Origin of the sequence: Paenibacillus dendritiformis (genome assembly GCF_021654795.1) — a bacterium.
GTDB lineage: Bacteria > Bacillota > Bacilli > Paenibacillales > Paenibacillaceae > Paenibacillus_B.
This window is the reverse complement of sequence record NZ_AP025344.1, coordinates 5865502-5882708: the sequence shown is the minus strand read 5'-3', so window position 1 is coordinate 5882708 and position 17207 is coordinate 5865502. Positions and strand designations below refer to the sequence as shown.

At 58.4% G+C, this 17207-nt stretch carries 14 protein-coding genes; 13 read left to right on the top strand and 1 reads right to left on the bottom strand.

Translation table 11 applies throughout. The features are described 5' to 3' along the window. Positions 1–213: 213 nt before the first annotated feature. From sdaAB to L6439_RS26160, 9 genes are all read left to right on the top strand, one after another. Positions 214–876: an L-serine ammonia-lyase, iron-sulfur-dependent subunit beta gene (sdaAB, locus tag L6439_RS26200; RefSeq protein WP_168183021.1), complete on the top strand. Its 663-nt coding sequence runs from the start codon at positions 214–216 to the stop codon at positions 874–876. A gap of 34 nt (positions 877–910) precedes the next feature. Continuing rightward, on the top strand, positions 911–1819 hold the full coding sequence (sdaAA, locus tag L6439_RS26195) for an L-serine ammonia-lyase, iron-sulfur-dependent, subunit alpha (RefSeq protein WP_213469857.1): 909 nt from the start codon (positions 911–913) through the stop codon (positions 1817–1819). A gap of 283 nt (positions 1820–2102) precedes the next feature. Then, entirely contained in the window at positions 2103–3152 is a 1050-nt protein-coding gene (gene fni, locus L6439_RS26190) for a type 2 isopentenyl-diphosphate Delta-isomerase (protein ID WP_213469858.1), read from the top strand. A gap of 320 nt (positions 3153–3472) precedes the next feature. Next, entirely contained in the window at positions 3473–4036 is a 564-nt protein-coding gene (locus tag L6439_RS26185; protein ID WP_168183024.1) for an ECF-type riboflavin transporter substrate-binding protein, read from the top strand. A gap of 125 nt (positions 4037–4161) precedes the next feature. After that, entirely contained in the window at positions 4162–5874 is a 1713-nt protein-coding gene (locus L6439_RS26180) for an ABC transporter ATP-binding protein (RefSeq protein ID WP_213469950.1), read from the top strand. Beyond that, positions 5867–6697: an energy-coupling factor transporter transmembrane component T family protein gene (locus L6439_RS26175; RefSeq protein ID WP_168183025.1), complete on the top strand. Its 831-nt coding sequence runs from the start codon at positions 5867–5869 to the stop codon at positions 6695–6697. The genes L6439_RS26180 and L6439_RS26175 overlap by 8 nt, the downstream gene beginning before the upstream one ends. Positions 6698–7972: 1275 nt before the next feature. After that, positions 7973–9328, top strand: a complete 1356-nt coding sequence (locus L6439_RS26170) for a sodium-dependent transporter (RefSeq protein ID WP_168182701.1) — start codon at positions 7973–7975, stop codon at positions 9326–9328. A gap of 158 nt (positions 9329–9486) precedes the next feature. Then, a complete protein-coding gene (locus L6439_RS26165) occupies positions 9487–10491 on the top strand; it encodes a hypothetical protein (protein WP_213469859.1) in 1005 nt (334 codons plus the stop codon). A 409-nt stretch (positions 10492–10900) separates the two neighbouring features. Further along, positions 10901–12055, top strand: a complete 1155-nt coding sequence (locus L6439_RS26160; protein WP_213469860.1) for a hypothetical protein — start codon at positions 10901–10903, stop codon at positions 12053–12055. A 98-nt stretch (positions 12056–12153) separates the two neighbouring features. Here the strand turns inward: L6439_RS26160 and L6439_RS26155 are convergent, their stop codons facing one another. Next, positions 12154–12300, bottom strand: coding sequence for a hypothetical protein (locus tag L6439_RS26155; protein ID WP_168182704.1), 147 nt, complete (start codon positions 12298–12300; stop codon positions 12154–12156). Positions 12301–12706: 406 nt separating this feature from the next. Here L6439_RS26155 and ychF point away from each other — a divergent pair, with 406 nt between their 5' ends. The 4 genes from ychF to spoIIR all read left to right on the top strand — a co-directional run bounded on the left by ychF (position 12707) and on the right by spoIIR (position 17053). Next, positions 12707–13807, top strand: a complete 1101-nt coding sequence (gene ychF / locus L6439_RS26150) for a redox-regulated ATPase YchF (protein ID WP_168182705.1) — start codon at positions 12707–12709, stop codon at positions 13805–13807. A gap of 140 nt (positions 13808–13947) precedes the next feature. Beyond that, on the top strand, positions 13948–15021 hold the full coding sequence (prfA, locus tag L6439_RS26145; protein ID WP_168182706.1) for a peptide chain release factor 1: 1074 nt from the start codon (positions 13948–13950) through the stop codon (positions 15019–15021). Then, positions 15018–16004, top strand: coding sequence for a peptide chain release factor N(5)-glutamine methyltransferase (gene prmC, locus L6439_RS26140; protein ID WP_237096654.1), 987 nt, complete (start codon positions 15018–15020; stop codon positions 16002–16004). Before prfA ends, prmC begins: the two co-directional genes overlap by 4 nt. Before the next feature lie 260 nt (positions 16005–16264). Then, positions 16265–17053 carry a stage II sporulation protein R gene (spoIIR, locus tag L6439_RS26135; RefSeq protein WP_168182374.1) on the top strand — a complete coding sequence of 263 codons (789 nt, stop codon included), beginning with the start codon at positions 16265–16267 and terminating at the stop codon, positions 17051–17053. Positions 17054–17207 lie beyond the last annotated feature (154 nt).

Below are 17207 nucleotides of genomic sequence, written 5' to 3'. Positions count from 1 at the left end.
GTGCGAAGCGGTCTTTTTTGTGCCAAAATCCTGTCTAGAAGGACATATTGCCTGAAAGAAGGCTTGCCTTCCGGCCGCCGGATTGGTAGGATGGTGCTGAAAGTGCTTTCATTTCACCATTCGCCGTACAGGATGCGCTCCCTGCCGCGTATCCTATCGTATGACGTGCGGAGCCGGATTCGATCATGGATACGCGTAGAAGGAGGAATCGCGATGAAATATCGCAGCGTGTTTGACATCATTGGTCCGATTATGGTCGGGCCGTCCAGTTCACATACGGCGGGCGCAGCCAAGATTGGCCGCCTGGCCCGCAGCATATTCGGGAGGCAGCCGAAGAAGGTTCATATATTCCTGTACGGCTCCTTCGCGGAGACTTATAAAGGCCATGCGACGGATGTCGCGCTTGTGGCCGGTCTGCTCGATTTTGACACGAATGACGCCCGGCTCCCCCAGTCGCTGCAGTTGGCGGAGGAGGCCGGGATGACGGTTGAGATTACGGCGGAGGACGCGGTGCCGGAGCATCCCAACACGGCCCGTATCCGCCTGTCGGATGAGCAGGAGGATATGGAAGTGACCGGCATCTCCATCGGCGGAGGGAAGGTGGAGATTGTCGAGCTGAACGGCTTCAAGCTGAAGCTGTCCGGCCAGTGTCCGGCCATCCTGATATTGAATCATGACCGCTATGGCGTTATTGCGGGGGTGACGCGGATTCTGAGCGAGGCCCGGGTCAATATCGGCCATATGGAGGTCAGCCGCAAGGAGAAGGGCAAAATGGCGCTGATGGTGATTGAAACCGACGAAATGATCGATGAAGCGATGTTCGAGCAGATTCGCGGACTTCCCGGCGTGAACCGCGTGCTCCGCATGGAAGATTGATGCGCTGTCCAATCTAAGGGAGAGGTGATGAAGCATGTTCCGCAATGTGGCTGAGCTGGTCGCGCTCGCAGAGGAACGATCGTGCAAAATAGCGCACGTGATGATAGAGCAAGAGATGGAAGTGAAGCGAATGTCGCGCGAGGCGGTCCTTGCCCAAATGGAGCGCAACCTCGATGTGATGGAGCAGGCGGTCGCGCGAGGGCTGTCCGGCGTGAAGTCCCACTCGGGCCTGACGGGCGGAGACGCCGTGAAGGTTCAGCAATATATCGCCTCCGGCAAGGCATTAAGCGGCAGAACGCTGCTCGACGCGGTCAGCAAGGCGATGGCGACGAATGAAGTGAATGCGGCCATGGGGCTTATCTGCGCGACGCCGACGGCCGGCGCAGCGGGGGTGGTCCCGGGGACGCTGTTCGCGCTCAAAGAGAAGCTCAACCCGACAAGGGAGCAGATGGTGGAATTTCTGTTCACGGCTGGAGCGTTCGGTCTTGTCGTGGCGAACAATGCATCCATCAGCGGAGCGGCGGGCGGCTGCCAGGCCGAAGTCGGATCGGCGGCAGGCATGGCGGCCGCAGCCATTGCCGAGCTGGCTGGAGGAACGCCGCGGCAGGCGGCGAACGCGATGGCGATCGCGCTGAAAAATATGCTCGGCCTGGTCTGCGACCCGGTCGCCGGGCTGGTCGAGGTGCCCTGCGTGAAGCGCAACGCCTTGGGGGCGTCCAACGCGATGGTGGCGGCCGATATGGCGCTCGCCGGAGTGGAAAGCGTCATTCCGTGCGATGAAGTGATCGAGGCCATGTTCCGCATCGGACAGAGCATGCCGATGGCGATGAAGGAGACAGCGCTTGGCGGCCTGGCGGCAACGCCGACGGGCATACGCCTGAAGAAGGAGATTTTCGGCGAACAACCGGGAGCCGGCGCGGCTGATTCCCCTCGGGCCGAGTGATGGCGAATGCCGGGCCGCGGGCTGGACGGCTTCGCGAACAGGGCTTGGCCGAATCGCGCTCACAGGTCTGTAAGGCCTCCGATGCGGAAGGAGCTTCTTTCCGGTTCGGAGGCCCTTTTTAGACGGAGATGAACGTATACGATAGCGCCCATATTTGCTATGCTAATGATGCTGAAAATCGTCAGGCTGCAACGAATGGAGGAACGGCAGCGGAGGGATTCTTGTCCGGTGCAATCGTTGCATTCATGATATAGGAAGAGGATGAAGGAGGATCACGATCACGATGGAGGATCGGCAGCCGGCTCCTGGAGGAGCAACCGAGAAGCGCAAGACGGAGCATATTCGCATTTGTTTGGAGGAAGCGGTGAACGGCGTCGGGATCACGACGGGGCTGGAGCGTTACCGCTTTCTTCACCAGGCGCTCCCCGAGCTGGATTTCCAGGAGATCGATCTGGCCACGGAATGGCTCGGCAAGCGGGTTCGGACGCCATTTCTTATCAGCTCGATGACCGGGGGCAGCAGTCTCGCCGCCCCGATTAACCGCCGGCTGGCCGCGGCGGCGGAGGCGCGGGGCTGGGCGATGGGCGTAGGCTCCGTACGGGCGGCGGTGGAAAATCCGGGGCTGTCGGTCACATTTCGGATCCGGGATATCGCGCCTACTGTGCCGATTTATTCCAATATTGGCGCCGTTCAGTTGAACACGGGGATGGGAATCGAGGACTGCCGCCGGGCCGTGGAACTGGTGGAAGCGGATGGCTTGATTCTCCATCTGAACGCGCTGCAGGAAGTATTCCAGCCGGAAGGAGACGTCAACTTCGCGGGCTTGCTGCGGCGTATTGAGGAATTATGCCGCCTGCTTGACGTTCCGGTCGGCATCAAGGAGGTCGGCTGGGGAATCGCCGGCGATACCGCCCGGCAGCTCGCCGATGCCGGCGCCGCCTTCATCGACGCGGCCGGGGCGGGCGGCACGTCGTGGAGCCAGGTCGAGAAGCTGCGCTCGGCCGACGCGATCCGCCGCCGCGCGGCCGAAGCGTTCGCCGGCTGGGGCATTCCGACGGCGGAGAGCGTCCGGCTTATCCGGGCGGAGCTGCCTAAGCACCCGCTGATCGCAAGCGGCGGACTGGGCACCGGCGTCGATGCGGCGAAGGCGCTGGCGCTTGGCGCAGATCTGGCCGGCTTCGGACGCTCCCTGCTGGCGGCCGCCGCCGATTCGGAGGAGGCGGTGGACGAGGTGCTGGCGCAGGTGGAGCTGGAGCTCCGCATCGCCATGTTCGGCATCGGAGCGGGAAGCATTCGGGAGCTGCGCGCCACGAATCGGCTGATGCCAAATTAGGCAAGCTTTGCTATAATGGACACATCCAGCGGCCACAGACCCCGAGCCTGTGGCTTCCTTTATGCTCCCAGCTCACCGGGCCGGGAGAGTTCTCAACCTGCGCCTATGAAGCACCTCGCTCAGCTTGTTCCGCCCGCCTTGCCAGAACTGTGAGTCACATTCATTTATGGGAAATAAAAACTGTACCCTTACCTTGGAATATCCTTTATATTATTATCGGAATCACAATCAAACGTTCGGATTTTACGCATATCGCTCTCCTAAGTTTGCCGAACGGGCGAATGTCGATACATATTAAACCAGGAAAGAAGGGTTGAAGCATGAAGCAATCGATGTTCAACTTTAGCACCAAAACGGTTGTTGCCATCGGAATCGGAGCGGCGTTATACGGCCTGTTAAGCACGGTTACGATTCCGCTGGTGCCGCAGACGGGCCTGCGCCCGGCCATTGCGATTCTGACCATTTTCGGGGCGATGTTCGGTCCGATCGTCGGTCTGTTGAGCGGGGCCATCGGTCATATCATTACCGATTTGACTTGGGGCGGCGGCACGATCTGGTGGACATGGGTGCTTGGATCGGCGATTTCCGGATTCGGAATGGGGCTCGTCTACATAAACAAGTCTTTCAATGTCAACGAAGGCCGCTCGACGAAGGGAGCCATCTGGACGCTCGCGATCACCGGTTCGCTGGCGCTGGCTGCCGGCTTTGGACTGTCAAGCATCCTGGATGTGTATTTGCTGGGAGAGGCGCCGGACAAAATGTGGCTCCAATTCTTCGCTTCGACCTTGGCCAACATCGCCGTTCACTTGGTGCTGGGCGTCTCGGCCGTGCTTGGTCTTATCCGACTGAACCGCCGCAATTCGAATTTGCGGGTACTTAAATAAGCTGCTGGAAACGAAAGGAGTCCACCGCATAGGAGGGGCGCGTGGCGGGATTGGACGTCCTCCATGGGGCCTCTTCCGGTGGAACCGGGATTGGCATGCAGCATGTGACAGGAGTTATCGAAATCATGAAGGAACCGCTTATCTCGTTTCGGGATTTCAGCTTTCAATATCGCAGCTTGTCCGAACCGACTCTGAAACATATCACTCTGGACATTTACCCGGGGGAAAAAATATTGATTGCCGGACCGAGCGGTTCCGGCAAGTCCACATTGGCCCATTGCATCAATGGGCTGATTCCATTTACGTACGGGGGGACGATTGGCGGCGAATACAGTCTGCAAGGGCGGCGTCCGTCCGATCTGAGCATCTTCGAGATCAGCCGCAGCGTCGGCACGATTCTGCAGGATCAGGACGGCCAGTTCATCGGACTGTCGGTGGGCGAGGATGTCGCCTTCGCGTTCGAGAATGATTGCATGCCCGCGGCGGAGATGAAGCCCAAGGTGGCCCGCGCTCTGGAGATCGTTGATATGCTGCCTCATATCGGGCACAGCCCGCATGAGCTGTCCGGCGGACAGAAGCAGCGGGTATCGCTCGCAGGCGTGCTGTCGATGGAGGCTGACGTTCTGCTCTTCGACGAGCCGCTCGCGAACCTTGATCCGGCCAGCGGCAAGCATGCGATGGCCTTGATCGAGGACATCCATCAGCAGACGGGGAAGACGATTCTCATCATCGAACATCGCGTCGAGGACGTGCTGGAGCAGCCTATCGATCGCATCGTGCTCATGGCGGAGGGACGGATTGTCCGGACGGGAACCCCCGACGAGATTCTGGCTTCTTCCGTCATGAGCGCGCACGGCTTGCGCGAACCGCTGTATGTGACCGCGCTCAAATATGCCGGCTGCGAGCTGAAGCCGGAGGATCATCCGTCCTCGCTCGCGCAGGCCGGCGCGAATCCGGAATACCGATCTCGCCTGGCCGCCTTCGTCGCCGCCGCCGATGCGGAGAAGCCGTTGCCTGACCGTGAACCGCTGATCGAGATGGACAATGTCCGCTTTTCCTATGACGGCGAACGCGAGGTCATTCGCGGAGTCAGCCTGACGATCGGGCAAGGAGAACGGCTGGCCCTGCTGGGCAATAACGGCGCAGGCAAGTCAACCTTGTCCCATCTGCTCACCGGAATTGCGAAGCCTTCGTCCGGCGCGATCCGCTTGCTGGGAGAAGACACCCGCAGCTGGTCGATTCGCCGTCTCGGCCAGCAGATCGGCTATGTCATGCAGAACCCGAACCATATGATTACCCAGGCGATGATCTGGGATGAAGTCGCGCTCGGTCTGCGGGTGCGGGGGCTTGGCGAGGAAGAGGTCTCGTCCCGCGTGGAGGAGACGCTGCGCATCTGCGGCCTGCACGGCTACCGGCAATGGCCGATCTCCGCCTTGAGCTACGGACAGAAGAAGCGCGTCACGATTGCCTCCATTCTGGCGCTGGAGCCGCGGCTGATGATTCTGGACGAGCCGACGGCCGGACAGGATTACAAGCATTATACGGAATTTATGAGCTTTATCGCGAGGCTGGCCGACAGCGGGCTGTCGTTCCTGTTCATTACCCATGACATGCATCTCGCACTGGAGTATACCGAGCGAGCCGCCGTGCTCTGCGACGGCGCCATCATCGCTTGCGGCGAGACGGCGTCGGTGCTCACGGATGAAGCCGCCATCGCGCGCGCCAATCTGAAGGAGACGTCGCTGGGCGCGCTGGCGCGGCTGACGGGGGCCGCTGCCCCGGACATGCTGGTGCGCGATTTCATTGCACATGAGAAGAAGGTGAATCATCATGAGTAAGGCGGGGATGCTATACATCGACCGCAATACCCTGTTCCACCGGATGGACGGAGCGGCCAAGCTGCTTCTGCTGGCCGTGTGGACGGTCGCCGTCTTTTTGTTCCAGGATCTGCGCGTCTTCGTGCCGCTCTTTCTGCTGGGCATCGTCATGCTCGTCAGCGCGAAGCTGCCATGGCGGCGCATCCGTCTGCTCGTCTGGCTCATGATCGTCTTCAACGTGTTCAACTCGCTGTTCACCCTCGTCGTGACGCCGGCTTACGGAAGCGAGGTCACCGGTTCGACGACGGTTATCGCCAATCTCGGCTATAATGTGCTGACGTTGGAGACCGTCATCTACGTATTGACCTTATCGATGAAATATATGTCCCTTATGCCGATAACGGTGCTCTTCATCTATACGACGCATCCGACCCGGCTGGCCAGCAGCCTGAACCGGGTGGGCGTGCCGTACAAGGTCGCCTATGCGTTCAGCATCGCCTTCCGCTACATTCCGGATATGCAGGCGGAATTTCGCAATATCTCGAATGCGATGCAGGCGCGCGGGATCGGATTTGGCAAGGGAGAAGGCTCGTTCTCGCAGCGGCTGAAGCACTTTATATCGATCTCCATACCGCTCGTCCAGTCCTCGCTGCACCGGATCGAGACGATCTCGAATGCGATGGATTTGAGGGGCTTCGGCAAGCATTCGCGCCGCACCTGGTATTCGGCCACGGTGTGGGGGCGGGAGGATTACATCATTATTGCGGTTAGCGCCGTGGCGCTGATCGCGGCCATTGCGGCGCGCGTCCAGGGATTCGGAACATTCTGGTATCCCTTCGCCTAAGGCGATCGGCGCCGGGCCGAACGGGGCTGTCCCATGAGCAGCGTGACACTGCCATGAGATAGCCCCGGCCTGTTGAACACGCGTACCGCGTTTTGCCGAACAACCCCCGCTGTTCAATATTTCTCTGCTTCGAAGTGACGGGCGGCCGCTTTGTTTGTTTTTTTGCTTTTTTCTTTTTGCTTCGTCCGCTTGTCTGCCCCATTTTGCTTCCCCTTGCTATTCATCGGCCGAATTGCCGAAAAAGCTGCAGAAATACAGTTTTCCTTATGGCGAGCACTCCCGTTACAGGTATTCCTGCAAAACTCAGGCTGTTGGAAAACCCCTGTTTTTTGTGAGGGGGGGGAGATGGTCCATTTTCCTCATCCAAACTTTGGCTCTTAGAGCGTTTTAAATCGATTTTCTCTACCGGGAGAAGAGATCAATCACAAGTAAAAAGCCCCATAGACTACTCAATGGCCTGATTTTACGGGATCCAAAGCGACCGCGTCGGATGCTGGGGGCATCATCGCATTATCCGGCCTGCTGGAAGCATTATCGGCCTGCTCGAAGCATCGTTGCCTCCTGGGGCTTGGACGTGCGGAGGAAATTGCTGCTATTTTACAGGAATTTCGGCTTAATGAGTCCACATCCCGAGGAATTGCTGCAAATCTACATCATTTTAGGCCCTTTTGCTTCAAGCCGAAGCGAAACGGGGAAAATTCCTGTCATTTTGCAGGATTCCCTTTCTGGAATAGTCGTCCATATCGAATTGCTGTATTTATGCAGGATTTCGCTTACTGAATAGGAGCGTCTGGAGAAATCGTGGAGTTTTGCGGATTTCGACTGCCGGATGGGCGTGTCTAGGGAAATGGTGCAGTTTTCAGAATGGTGGAAATATCCATTTCCCTACTCAAAACTTCTTTCTCAACAGCCTGAAAACTGCAGGATTTTCAGCCATTGCTATGGTGGAAAGCATTAATCAATAAAAATTGATGCGCTTTGGCAGGAAATTCACCGAATATCGGCTTAAATAGCGATAAATCCTGCGTTTACGCAGGATTTCACTATCTTACATCCTTTCTAACGCATTGCTCTGCCGTCTTCTCCGCCTACGCCGTTGCCGCAATCCCGTCTTGTCCGCCACCCCAATTGGCCGCAATCCCGTCTTGTCCCTCTTCAAATTTAAGATTCTTATAGGATAGTCCCTTTGTTTTTTTGGCATAAGTATTGCAGTGAACCGGTGTTTGCGGGTAACCTAGAAAAAATAGAGCAGAGCAAGGAGTGCAATCGGTACGCATGTCAAGACAACAAAAAGCAACTTATCGTCGCATCGACAAAAACAAAGATCAATTCAGCAGCTCTTCCGGGTTTATTCTGGCGGCTATCGGCAGCTCGGTAGGGCTGGGCAATATGTGGAAGTTCCCCTATGTCACCGGCCAAAACGGGGGAGGGGCCTTTTTCCTGCTGTTCATCCTCTGCCTTGTGCTCGTAGGGCTTCCGGTTCTGCTGGGAGAGCTGACTGTCGGGCGGGCAGGCAGGGGCGATCCGGTCACGGCCTTCCGCAAGCTGTCCGGCAAGAAAGGCTGGGGCGCGATCGGATTTATCGCTGTGCTTGCTCCCTTTCTTATTTTAACGTATTACAGCACCATTGCGGGATGGACGCTTCATTATGCCTTCGAATCGCTGACGGGCGTCTTGTATGCCGATTCGGATTATGAAGGGCATTTCTCGGCCTTTACCGCCGGCTGGGGGCCGGTGCTGTGGCAGTTGGCCGTGCTTCTGTTGACCGGCTACATCATTGCCCGCGGCATTTCGGGAGGGCTTGAGAAATTCAACAAAATCGTCATTCCCGGACTGCTGATCATTTTGGTGGTTATGCTGGTGTGGACATTGACGCTGGAGGGCGCAGCCGAAGGCATATCCTACTTTTTGTATCCCGATTTTTCAAAATTGACTTTTCAATCCGCGTTGATGGCGCTTGGGCTTGCTTTCTTCTCCCTTTCTCTCGGGATAGGAGCAATGATTACGTATGGCGGATACGTGGATTCGCATCAATCGCTGCCCGCCGCGACTCTGGCGGTGGGGGCCGGGGATCTGGTGTACGCGCTCATTGCCGGACTTATTATCTTCCCGACCACCTTCACGTTCGGAATCGAGCCGAATTCGGGGCCCGGCCTTGTCTTCGCGGCGCTGCCCGCCGCTTTTGCCTCGATGCCGTATGGAGAGTGGTTCGGGGGGCTGTTCTTCATTCTGCTCGCCATCGCGGCGCTTACTTCCTGCCTGTCGCTGATCGAAGTTCCGGTGGCCTTCATCATCCGGCGGTTCCGGTTGAAGCGCAGTTGGGCGACGCTGCTGGTCATGGGTGCGGTGTATATTATCGCTCTCCCGGCGACGCTGGCGGCCGGCGGCGTCTTGACGGATTGGACCCTCGGCGGCCGCAATCTGTTCGATTGGCTTGACTTCCTCACCTCCAATATAATGCTGCCGCTAAGCGGCTTGTTCGTGACGGTGCTGATCGGCTTCGTCTGGACCGGCGCCAAGAAGGAAGCCGGGATCCGTCCGTTTATGGGACGGGTGTGGGGAATTATGATGCGGTATGTAGTGCCGATTCTCATCGTTCTCATTTTCCTGTCTTCTATCGGCATATTGTGACGGCTTCGGTTCCCTGATCCATGGCTAAGAAAAAAATGACGGCGAACTGCAACATCTGTCGATATGGGCCCGTCTGTAACAATGAACGAGGCATTCCCCCGCAACATATGCATCGGGGAAGGCCCGAACTTCCAGGAACAGACAGGGAGGAATATCAGATGAAAAAGTGCACATGGACAAAAATGATATTGACGGTAAGCATGCTGGTGATGGCGGCCCTGCCGTTGACTGCGGCGGCCCAAGCGAATAACAGCAAGGCGAATAGCCATCAGGTGAGCGGTCAGGTCGTCAGCCAACAGGCAGACCATGTTGAAAAAGGCAATAAGAATAAGGATCTTGATCGGCCGATTGAACAGGATTGGCTCGCCACGAAAGGCACAATGGAAGAGATCCGCATCAATAAGAACGGCGCTTATGTCACGGTTACCGGGGAGGGCGTGCAGGACAATGCGCAAGATACCGTGGTGCTGGCCTTGACGAAGGAGACCGCGATTGTGGATCAGAACGGCAAAAAGGCGCATCTGCACCAGGCGGTAAAAAAAGGCTGGACCGTGACCGCTTGGTACGGCCCGAAGCTGACCCGCAGCATTCCGGCGCAGGGCACGGCGGAAAAAATCGTCGTTGAACGCCCGAGCAATGGCAATGACGAGCAAAAGAACGAAAAGAAAACGGATGGCATCATCGTGAACGCAAGTAAGGATCGCATCGAGCTGCTGGGCGAGAATCCGGTTATCCTGAACATTACCGACAAGACGGTCATCAAGGATGAAAAGGGCAACAAGCTTACAGCCGATGCGCTCAAGAACAATGTCCGGGTGGAAGCCCGTTACAGCGGGGTGATGACGAAGAGCCTGCCTCCGATCAGCAATGCCTCCAGCATCGTGGTCAAGGAAGAGACGGTCCGCCAGACAGGCACGATTCTCGATGTGAATGCGAAAGACGGCCAGGCGTCGATTCGCCTGGATGCGGATTCCGACGGGAACACCAACAACGATATCGTGTTATCCGTCAATAAGGATACGACGATCGTGACGAAGGACGGCAAGGAGCTGAAGGCAAGCGAGCTGAAGGCCGGCCAAAAAATTATCGGCTTTCATGCGCAAATTATGACCATGTCTTTGCCGCCGATGAGCTATGCTTATCAAATTGTGGTAACGGAATAATATATCTGAACAAGACAGTCCGGCCGGAGGATTCTGGCCGGACTTGTTTTATATCCGACTCGGAGACTGGATCTCTTTGACGTTATGCCTGCGTTCCGGCCTTCTTCATCCGAAACCATGGGGAGAATGCTGCGGCGAATGGATACGCCCCCTGCCGCGCAAGGCTCCAGGGGGCGTTCCGTGCCGTCTATTCGAAAAGGGGGGAGAATGTCATGCTAGTATAGATTTCACCGCTTATCGGCCACTTGAAACGGAAATGGTTTTCTTTTTGGAGCGAATGCGGCCTGCCGGGCATTTTTCATTTCGACATTTTCCGATATTTTTCAGTAACTTCCCGCGTCTCAAGTGATATAATGGCAATTAAAACCACGGCCCCGATAGAAAGGGCAGGCATATGGAGGAGAGAGTAATGGGGACGGCTTATGATGCGGGATGGCTGCATGCGTTCGGCTCTGGAGATTATATGCCCGAATTGCTCCACGTGATGGAGAACGGTTCACGGGAGCAGTCGGCTGATGCGGCCCATTCGTTATTCGAACAATTGTGCAGCGAGAGCATTGAGATGGATATCGCTGTCTGCGGATTGATCCATTCGCTGATCGATATTTTAACCGTGCAGAACAAATCCGTCGCGAAGGCGACGATTTTGAACGGCATCGCCCAGGTGCTGCGTCTGACGGCGACCTGCCGGCTTCCGTTCGGCGTTACGCCGAACTCCCGGATCCCGGACGAAGCGGGGGAGGGGGAAGCGGAACAGTTGGCAGGACGGTGGCTGACGGCACTTCGTGACCGGTTCGCGGAGTGGACCGCGCTCCTGCATGAAGACGAGCAGACGGCGATTCAGGCCATTTATGTCATTCATCTGATGCAAGACGCGGCGCCGGAAGCGGAGGATATGCTGCTTCACGCCACTCTGCATGCGGAATCGCAGCGGGTCCGGCTGAACGGGCTCATTGCGCTTGCCGATTGCCGCCGCCGGCTTCATAAGCCGTTCAATCCTTCGCTTGCGTTCGGCCAATACCGCGACGATGTGAAGGAGGAGGCGGTCCGTTCCATCTGCATGGCATTGGCCGGGCAGGAACGGCTGGGGCAGAACGAGTGGGAGCAACTGATTCAAGGCTGCGCCCTGCCGCGCCTCGATCGGATACAATTCCCCTGGGCCGACGGCGCCATCTCTTCCGTATGCGCCCAGGCGGCATGCCTCGCTCTCGCCCGATCCGCATCGCGCGAGGAGCGGGCCGAATTTTGGATGAAGGCATTGGAGCGGACCATTCAAGCGCATCGCCAGCGTTCCCGGCAGGTCGTCTGGGAAATCGGGGCCTCTACGGTGCAATGGGACGAGGAGTGGCTGCAGTGGAATTGGAACGGACCGATGCTGGTCGCGGACGGGATGCTGTCCTCCTTGTTCGCGGGGGGCCGCGAGGCCGAGAGCGAACCGGAGAACGAGCTGCCCATCGTCGCCAAAGTGCTCAAGCTATGCCTTCAGTATCAGGTAGAAATGCCGAATGCCGGGCGGTACGGGGCAAGCCGCCTCATACGAAGTCTGTACCGTTACCTCACCTAGACCTCCTTGGCTTCGGCTGCAGGGAAGGCCGCCAGCGGCGGCCCGCCTTTTATTGGCTGTCGGGACTGCCGGCCGCAATGGCCGCAATGGAGAACCCCTTACTTATTGTCCCTTGCCCGTCTGTCGGGAAGCGGATTCACCGACTTGGCATCTTCGACGTTGTCGTTCACGAAGGCCATGTCCTGGTTTTGGGCATTCATCCGCGTCGTGCCTTTGTAGTTGCCGCGATGCGTTTTATTTTCCATCGTCTTGCACCTCTTTCTTCCTGAGCTTATTTTATGCGGGCGGTTCTTGGGGCCCGAATTTACTTTTTGCCGAGAGCGAAAGACTTATCCGCTCCCGCGGACAACGGTTCAGCGGCAGCGGGCTTCCCGAATTCCGCCGGAACCGGCGGAGCGGCCTTTCCGGAAGCTTGATGTCCCGGCACCGCCGGCGGAGGGAGAACCGAACGGGGAACCGTGCCCGGGAGATGTAGACAATTCGGAAAAAATCCAGTCGATGACTAGGTTTTTTTTGTGTTGTTGGTTATAATGGTTAAGGAATTTTTGCGTCCTTTTTAACAGTAATGGTCAACGACAGGGCAGGGCCCGATCCTGCCGGCACAATGGACTTATGGATAGAGCACATCGAATGAAGGAGTTGTCATTATAAATGGCTTTGAAAGCTGGTATCGTCGGACTGCCGAATGTCGGCAAATCGACGTTGTTCAATGCGATTACGCAAGCGGGGGCGGAATCCGCCAACTACCCGTTCTGCACGATCGATCCGAATGTCGGCGTGGTGGAGGTTCCCGATGAGCGTCTGGACAGATTGACCGAACTCGTCGTACCGAACAAGACGGTGCCGACGGCATTCGAATTCGTCGATATTGCCGGCCTTGTTCGCGGCGCGAGCAAGGGGGAAGGGCTCGGGAACAAGTTCCTCGCCCATATCCGGGAAGTCGACGCGATCGTTCACGTCGTCCGCTGCTTCGAGGATGAAAATATTACGCATGTGGACGGCAAAGTGAACCCGGTTAGCGATATCCAGACCATCAATCTCGAATTGATTCTGGCTGACCTGGAATCGGTCGAGAAGCGTCTTGAGCGGACGAAGAAGAACATGAAGAGCGGCGATAAGAAATTCGCCCAGGAGGCCGAAGTGCTCGAGCGCCTCAAAGAAGTGCTCTACAATGATCAGCCGGCCCGCAGCCTGGAGCTGACCGATGACGAGAAGCTGCTAGTGCGCGATCTGCATCTGCTGACGATGAAGCCGGTGCTGTATGCGGCGAACGTGAGCGAGGACGGCGTAGCGGAGGCGGACAACAATCCGTACGTGCAGCAGGTGCGCGACTTCGCGGCTCAGGAGAATGCGGAGGTCGTGCCGATCAGCGCCAAGGTCGAGGCGGAGATCGCGGAGCTGGACGGCGAGGACAAGGAGATGTTCCTGCAGGAGCTTGGACTTGAGGAATCCGGCCTGAACCGTCTTATCAAGGCGGCTTATCGTCTGCTTGGGCTGTATACGTACTTCACCGCGGGCGTGCAGGAAGTGCGCGCGTGGACGATCCGCAAGGGCATGAAGGCTCCGCAGGCGGCGGGCGTCATCCATACCGACTTCGAGCGAGGCTTCATTCGGGCGGAAGTGGTGTCTTATGACGATCTGATCGCCGCCGGGTCGATGAACGCCGTGAAGGAGCAGGGCAAGCTGCGGCTGGAAGGCAAGGAATACGTCGTGCAGGATGGAGACATCATGCACTTCCGGTTCAATGTATAGATAAGCGCATGCGCCGATTGCCCGGCGGCGGCATATTGCTGTTCATAGTGCCGGGTCATTCGGTTCATTTGAAATATCGGTTAATTCAGAATTAACCAAAACAAGAAGCAAGTTGCATATCAGAAAGAGGTGAACGTGATATGTTGGACCGTCTGCAATCTTTGGCGGATCGTTATGATAAATTGAGCGAGCTGCTGTGCGATCCGGATGTGGCGAACGATCCGAAAAAGCTGCGCGACTATTCGAAAGAACAGTCCGATTTGCAGCCTGCGTACGAAGCTTATATGGAATACAAAAACGTGATAAGCGAGCTGGATGCGGCCAAAGCCATGCTGCAGGAAAAGCTGGACGATGACATGCGCGAAATGGTGAAGATGGAAATCGAGGAACTGGAGGAGCGCAAGGTCAAGCTGGAGGAGCGCATCCGCGTGCTGCTGCTGCCGAAGGACCCGAACGACGATAAAAACGTCATCGTCGAGATTCGCGGAGCGGCCGGCGGCGACGAAGCGGCGCTGTTCGCGGCCGATCTGTACCGCATGTATACGCGCTACGCCGATGCCCAGGGCTGGCGCACGGAGCTGATGGAAGCGAATATCAGCGATCTGGGCGGATTCAAGGAAGTGATCTTCCTCGTCTCCGGCAAGGGCGCTTACAGCAAGCTGAAATACGAAAGCGGCGCGCATCGCGTGCAGCGCATTCCGGCGACGGAATCAGGCGGCCGCATTCACACTTCGACCTCGACCGTCGCCGTCATGCCGGAGATCGATGAAGTCGAAGTGGAGATTCTCGACAAGGACATTCGCGTCGATACGTTCTGTTCGTCCGGCGCCGGCGGGCAATCCGTCAATACAACCAAGTCGGCTGTGCGGGTGACCCACATTCCGACGGGCATCGTGGCGACCTGTCAGGACGGGAAGTCGCAGAACGACAACAAAGTGAAGGCCCTTCAAGTGCTGCGGGCCCGGATCTATGATATCAAGCGGCAGGAAGAGGAAGCGAAATACGCGGGCGAACGGAAAAGCAAGGTCGGAACCGGCGATCGCAGCGAGCGCATCCGCACGTACAATTTCCCGCAGAGCCGCGTGACGGATCACCGCATCGGCCTTACGCTGCACAAGCTGGATCAGGTGATGAACGGCGATATGGAGGAGATTATTCAAGCGCTGACGCTGACGGAACAGGCCGAGCTGATGGAGCGGGAGAATCACGCATGATCCGGCCCGGCGGATCGGAGCGGGGAGCGCCAGGCTCCTTCCGCCTAGCCTGGCCGTTAACGATAAGAGAAGCCTGGGTGCAGGCTTCTTCTTTTTTGGCGGCCGGCGGGGTGGAGGATGCGCCGCATCATGCGGAGCTGCTGCTGCGCCATGTGCTTGGCTGGGAGCGGGCGCCCTATCTCGTGCGGCTGCCCGATCCGATGCCCGAGACGGCCTGCCGTCCGTACGAGGCCGCGATTGAACGGCGGGCCGGAGGCGAGCCGACCCAATATATTATCGGGGAGCAGCATTTCTACGGCCTCCCGTTCGCCGTGTCTCCGGACGTGCTGATTCCGCGTCCGGAGACGGAGCTGCTGGTCGAGGCGATCGTGGCCGAAGCGGATCGCCTCTGGCCGGCGGGAACCGCGCTGCGGGCGGCCGACATCGGCACCGGTAGCGGGGCCATCGCCTGCACGCTGGCGCATCTGCGGCCGTCCTGGCAGGTGACGGCGACCGACATCTCGCCTGCGGCGCTCCGCATGGCGCAATCCAACGCCGAGCAGCTCGGCGTGGCGGATCGCCTGAGCTGGCGCGAGGGCGACCTGCTGGCGCCGCTCGCCGGCTGCGGGCTGGACGTGCTCGTGTCCAACCCGCCGTATATTCCGGCCGGCGACATTGGCGGGCTCATGCGCGAGGTGCGCGATTACGAGCCCCGCACGGCGCTGGACGGCGGCGCGGACGGGCTCGACCCGTACCGCCGCATCGTCGCCATGCTGCCGCTGCTGAACTGCCCGCCCCGCCTCATCGGCTTCGAGGTCGGCCAGGGCCAAGCCTGCGACGTGGCCGCGCTGCTGGAGGCGGCGGGCTACGGGGAGCGGCTTGTCATCGTGCCGGATCTGGCCGGCATCGAGCGCCATGTCATCGGCGTGCACGCCATGCGGCCGGACGAGGAGGAGCCGAGTGGCGCCGCGGAGGAGCCGGACTCGGCACGGCAAGACGGCTGAGCGTTGGCCTGCAGTGAAGTTCCCGAACGAATCTCCCAATGGTGTCTCTAAGCGTGGAATCGGCTAGATTCGCTAGATAGATTATGCTTTTCAACTATTGATAGAGTTCCTCACCAGAGCGGCCTGTCTCTCAGGCAGGCTCAGGACGCGGGACTCTATTTTTTCTTCTATGAATTGCGAAGCGCCGACGTTTAATCCTGCCGCTGCCGGACATACTGATAGACAAGAGGCGCGCCCAACCTCACAAGGAGTAGAAGAACATGAAATCACGGATGTTCGTACTCGGTCTCCTGCTGGCAATCATCGCCGCAGGGACGTGGATGCGTTGGGATCAAGGCCGCGCGGCAGCGGCTGTGGAGGAAGCAGGCTTGACGGGGATAAAGACGGCGGAAGCCGGGCAGAGACCGGCAGCAGCGATACCCGAGGAGGCGATTCGGCTGCGCGTGCTGGCGAATTCGGACACGGACGACGATCAGCGGGTGAAGCGGCTGGTGCGGGATCGCATCGTCGAGCAATTGAACGGCTGGCTCCAGCAGCAGGACGCTCCGCAGACACGGGAGGAGGCGCGGGAATTCATCGCCGGCCATCTCGAGGATCTGGAGCGTACGGTCACGCGGGCGCTTGCGGGGGAAGGCATGCCGTATTCGGCGGAGCTGACGCTGGGCGAGGTCCCCTTCCCGGCGAAGCTGTACGGCGGCCAGGTATATCCGGCGGGCATGTACGAGGCGCTGCTCGTCTCGCTGGGCGCGGGCGAGGGTCAGAACTGGTGGTGCGTTCTGTTCCCGCCGCTCTGTTTCATTGACGGGGATACGGGCCAGGCGAAGGATGAATCCGGTGCCGGCAGCGAAGGCGTCTCGCCGGCAGACGCCGGGCAGGATGAAGCTCCGGGGGGCGGGGCAAGCGGGACATCCGGAATGGACGGCGGATCCGCTGCTTCGGGGGAGGATTCAAGCATGGATGAAGGAACGGAAGTGCGCTTCTTTTTATGGGATATGCTGGTAAGCTTGTGTCGGTGGCTGGCAGAGGTGTGGAATGCTCTTATCGGTTAAATTATAGGTTCCTCTAATCGGTTATTGGCGTGGATAGCGGTTGCTCTTGTTGCGGCATGTGTCGCGGGCCGGCGGGGCTGCGCCGCATGCTGGACGAGCTCTTGGCAATTATGGTACAACTAGAAGAAGACATCAATTCGACGGGATGGACTGG

Excerpts from the sequence above, each read along its gene's own strand:
- sdaAB (WP_168183021.1), top strand. The coding sequence starts at position 214 with ATGAAATATCGCAGCGTGTTTGACATCATTGGTCCGATTATGGTCGGG.
- sdaAA (WP_213469857.1), top strand. The coding sequence starts at position 911 with ATGTTCCGCAATGTGGCTGAGCTGGTCGCGCTCGCAGAGGAACGATCG.
- fni (WP_213469858.1), top strand. The coding sequence starts at position 2,103 with ATGGAGGATCGGCAGCCGGCTCCTGGAGGAGCAACCGAGAAGCGCAAG.
- L6439_RS26185 (WP_168183024.1), top strand. The coding sequence starts at position 3,473 with ATGAAGCAATCGATGTTCAACTTTAGCACCAAAACGGTTGTTGCCATC.
- L6439_RS26180 (WP_213469950.1), top strand. The coding sequence starts at position 4,162 with ATGAAGGAACCGCTTATCTCGTTTCGGGATTTCAGCTTTCAATATCGC.
- L6439_RS26175 (WP_168183025.1), top strand. The coding sequence starts at position 5,867 with ATGAGTAAGGCGGGGATGCTATACATCGACCGCAATACCCTGTTCCAC.
- L6439_RS26170 (WP_168182701.1), top strand. The coding sequence starts at position 7,973 with ATGTCAAGACAACAAAAAGCAACTTATCGTCGCATCGACAAAAACAAA.
- L6439_RS26165 (WP_213469859.1), top strand. The coding sequence starts at position 9,487 with ATGAAAAAGTGCACATGGACAAAAATGATATTGACGGTAAGCATGCTG.
- L6439_RS26160 (WP_213469860.1), top strand. The coding sequence starts at position 10,901 with ATGGGGACGGCTTATGATGCGGGATGGCTGCATGCGTTCGGCTCTGGA.
- L6439_RS26155 (WP_168182704.1), bottom strand. The coding sequence starts at position 12,300 with ATGGAAAATAAAACGCATCGCGGCAACTACAAAGGCACGACGCGGATG.
- ychF (WP_168182705.1), top strand. The coding sequence starts at position 12,707 with ATGGCTTTGAAAGCTGGTATCGTCGGACTGCCGAATGTCGGCAAATCG.
- prfA (WP_168182706.1), top strand. The coding sequence starts at position 13,948 with ATGTTGGACCGTCTGCAATCTTTGGCGGATCGTTATGATAAATTGAGC.
- prmC (WP_237096654.1), top strand. The coding sequence starts at position 15,018 with ATGATCCGGCCCGGCGGATCGGAGCGGGGAGCGCCAGGCTCCTTCCGC.
- spoIIR (WP_168182374.1), top strand. The coding sequence starts at position 16,265 with ATGAAATCACGGATGTTCGTACTCGGTCTCCTGCTGGCAATCATCGCC.